The sequence below is a fragment of the Mesorhizobium sp. genome (assembly GCF_005063415.1).
In the GTDB taxonomy this organism is placed as follows: domain Bacteria; phylum Pseudomonadota; class Alphaproteobacteria; order Rhizobiales; family Rhizobiaceae; genus Mesorhizobium.
The window spans coordinates 1-3101 of the sequence record NZ_SUEG01000276.1; the positions used below are offsets into that span (position 1 = coordinate 1).

Annotated in this window: 4 protein-coding genes; 2 read left to right on the forward strand and 2 right to left on the reverse strand. The window is 64.7% G+C overall.

Translation table 11 applies throughout. The annotated features are described in order from the left end of the window. Window positions 1-342, reverse strand: a 342-nt coding sequence (locus tag E5W70_RS31595; RefSeq protein WP_292665191.1) for a 6-phosphofructokinase, incomplete at its 3' end; no start/stop codon positions are given. 97 nt (window positions 343-439) lie between these two features. Then, window positions 440-1204: a L,D-transpeptidase gene (locus tag E5W70_RS31600; RefSeq protein WP_292665192.1), complete on the reverse strand. Its 765-nt coding sequence runs from the start codon at window positions 1202-1204 to the stop codon at window positions 440-442. A gap of 187 nt (window positions 1205-1391) precedes the next feature. Between E5W70_RS31600 and E5W70_RS31605 the strand changes: the two genes are divergently transcribed. Beyond that, window positions 1392-2015 carry a LysE family translocator gene (locus E5W70_RS31605; protein ID WP_292665193.1) on the forward strand — a complete coding sequence of 208 codons (624 nt, stop codon included), beginning with the start codon at window positions 1392-1394 and terminating at the stop codon, window positions 2013-2015. Between the two features lie 9 nt (window positions 2016-2024). Further along, the coding region (locus E5W70_RS31610) for a tetratricopeptide repeat protein (protein WP_292665194.1) at window positions 2025-3101 on the forward strand (1077 nt) is incomplete at its 3' end.

The following is a 3101-nucleotide window of genomic DNA, read 5'->3' on the forward strand; positions in this document are numbered from 1 at the left end:
CTGCTGTGTGCCCGAGGTGTCGTTGCCGCCGATATAGATGAAGGCGTCGGCACCGGCTTTCTTCAAGCCGTTGAGGATGAGGTCGCAATAGGCGGCATCCGGCTTGTCGCGCGTCGAACCAAGCGCGGCGCTCGGCGTCGCCGCAATCAGCCGCAGGCGGTCCTCGGGGATGGCGGAAAGATCGACGTAATTGCCGTCACGAATTCCGCGCACGCCGTGGATGGATCCCAGCACCTTGGCGCCGGGATGCCGCTTGCGGATTTCGAGCGTGGCGCCCACCACGGTCTGGTTGATGACGGCGGTCGGGCCGCCGCCTTGCGCGATGACAAAAGTTCCGGCCATTGTTCACGTCTCCCGGGGCGATGAAAATCGCAGGCACATTCGCCTGTCTTGCGGCATCGCGCAACGGCAGAGTGATCGTTGAAAGCGAAGCCGCCGTTCAGACGACGACGACCGGGTTTTTCTTGGAGACGCGGCTGTAGAGATCGATGATGTCCTGGTTGATCAGGCGCACGCAGCCCGACGACATCGCCTGTCCGATGCTCCACCATTCGGGCGAGCCGTGGATGCGATAGCCGGTGTCGCTGCCGTTCTGATAGATGTAGAGGGCACGCGCGCCGAGTGGATTGTCGAGGCCGCCCGGCTGTCCGCCTTGCCATTTCACCAGTTCCGGCCTGCGGGCGATCATCTCGGGCGGCGGGGTCCAGACCGGCCATTCCTTGCCGTACTGGATGTTGGCGCGGCCGGACCAGCGGAACCCGTCCTTGCCGATACCGACGCCGTAACGGATCGCCTCGCCGCCGGGCTGCACCAGATAGAGCAGCCGCTCCTGCGAGTGGACGACGATCGTGCCGGGCTGCTCGCCGGTCGGATCGACGACGATCTGGCGGCGGAACTCCGGCTTGACCTTGAGATAGGGCACTTGCGGCACATTGAAGCCACCGTCGGTGAGCGAAGCGTACATCACGTCGGGGCTGGTGATGTTCTTGTCGACGCTGATGCTCGGGCGGATGGGCCGGATCGAGCCGGTGGTGACGTCGTCGAGCTGGAGCGACGGCAGATCCAGCGTCTGACTGCAGCCGGCGACGCCGAGCAGCGCCAGTGCGCCGCCGCCGGACAGCACCGTGCGGCGGGAAAGCTGTATTTCGGTTTCGATTGCGTCGCCATTATGCGGCAGCGACAGACCTTGCGGCAACTCACGCATTTACCCAAACCCTACGCTATCGGCGGGAAACACGGTCCGGCCGGATAGCAGGCATTTTCACCAATCATGGTTGAAAAAGCGTGAAGGTCGGCCGCTTGGCGTTAACGAGGGCTTTTTCGATTTTTGCCTCTTTACATCTTCGCGGGGCCGAGGATTTATCCTCTTCTTTGAGCTCAAGGAGAAGAAAATGTCCTTCGAAAACTGGGCCGCGTTTGCCGCCGCTTCGACAGTCCTTCTGGTCATTCCGGGCCCGACCATCTTGCTGGTGGTGTCCTATGCGCTCGGCCAGGGCTGGCGCATCGCGCTGCCGATGGCAGTCGGCGTGGCGCTCGGCGACTTCACCGCGATGACACTGTCGATGCTGGGCATCGGCGCGCTGCTGGCGGCGTCGGCCACCGTATTCACCGTGCTGAAGGTGATCGGCGCCGGCTATCTGATCTATCTCGGCATCAAGCTGTTTCGCGCCGGCGGCGCGCTCCGGGCCGAACCGCGCACCGATGCGGTGTCATCGGCCAAGATGACGGCGCATGCCTGGCTGGTTACCGCGCTTAATCCGAAAAGCATCACCTTCTTCGTCGCCTTCCTGCCGCAGTTCCTCGACCGGCACGCGGATTTCTGGACACAGATGCTGATCTTCGAGACGACCTTCCTGGCGCTCGCCTTCGCCAATGCCTTCGGTTATGCGGTGATCGCGACAAGGGCGCGCAACGTCGTGCACAACCCGAAGGCGATCCGTATCTTCAACCGCACCGGCGGCACGCTGCTGGTCGGCGCCGGCATCGCGACAGTGGCGATGCGCTCGGGCAACTGAGGACAAGCCATGGCGGTGAGCGATGCATTCGGCCTGACACTGTCTGGCGCGACGGAGGCCGGGCTCTCGTCCTACAGCCGGGCTGTGCGCGAATTGCAGTGCTTCATCGGCGATCCGGTCGGTTCCATTGACCGGGCAATCGCCGACGATCCCGGCTTCGTCATGGCGCATGTGTTCAAGGGTTATCTCTTTGGCCTCGCCACAGAGCGCGAAGCGACGGCGGTGGCCAAGGCATGTCACGAGGCAGCGCTGCCGCTTGCCGCGACGACACGCGAGCAGGCGCATGTCGCCGCCCTTGGCCACCTTGCGGACGGACACTGGCACGAGGCCGCCCGCGTGCTGGAGGACATCGCCATCAAGTTTCCGCTCGATGCGCTGGCGCTGCAGACCGGCCACCAGATCGACTTCTTCACCGGCAATGCCCGCATGCTGCGCGACCGCATCGGCCGCGCGCTGCCGTCCTGGCAGAGCGGCATGCCGGGCTACCACGCCATACTCGGCATGCAGGCCTTTGGGCTGGAGGAAATGGGCGACTACGCGCGCGCCGAAAGGCTTGGCCGCACGGCGGTCGATCTCGAGCCGCGCGACGGCTGGGCCCAGCATGCGGTGGCCCATGTTATGGAGATGCAGAGCCGGCAGAAGGACGGCATTCTGTGGATGCGCGCCAATCCCGAAGCGTGGACGCGGGAAAGCTTCCTGCAGGTGCACAATTGGTGGCATCTGGCGCTGTTCCATTATGATCTCGGCGAGACCGACGAGGTGCTGGCGCTCTACGACGGGCCCATCTATGGCGAGCGCTCGACGCTGGCGCTCAACATGGTCGATGCCTCGGCGATTCTGTGGCGGCTGCATCTCGGCGGCGTCGATGTCGGCGAGCGCTGGGCTGCGCTCGCCGCCAACTGGTTGCCCAAGGCGAGCGCCGGCCATTATGCCTTCAACGACGCCCACGCGATGATGGCGTTTGTCGGCGCCGGCCTCGAAGCGCCGGCACGCGGCTTGCTCGAGGCGCAGCGCGAGGCGATGCGCGGCAAGGACGACAATGCTGCTTTCACCCGGGATGTCGGCCATCCGCTGACGCTCGCCATC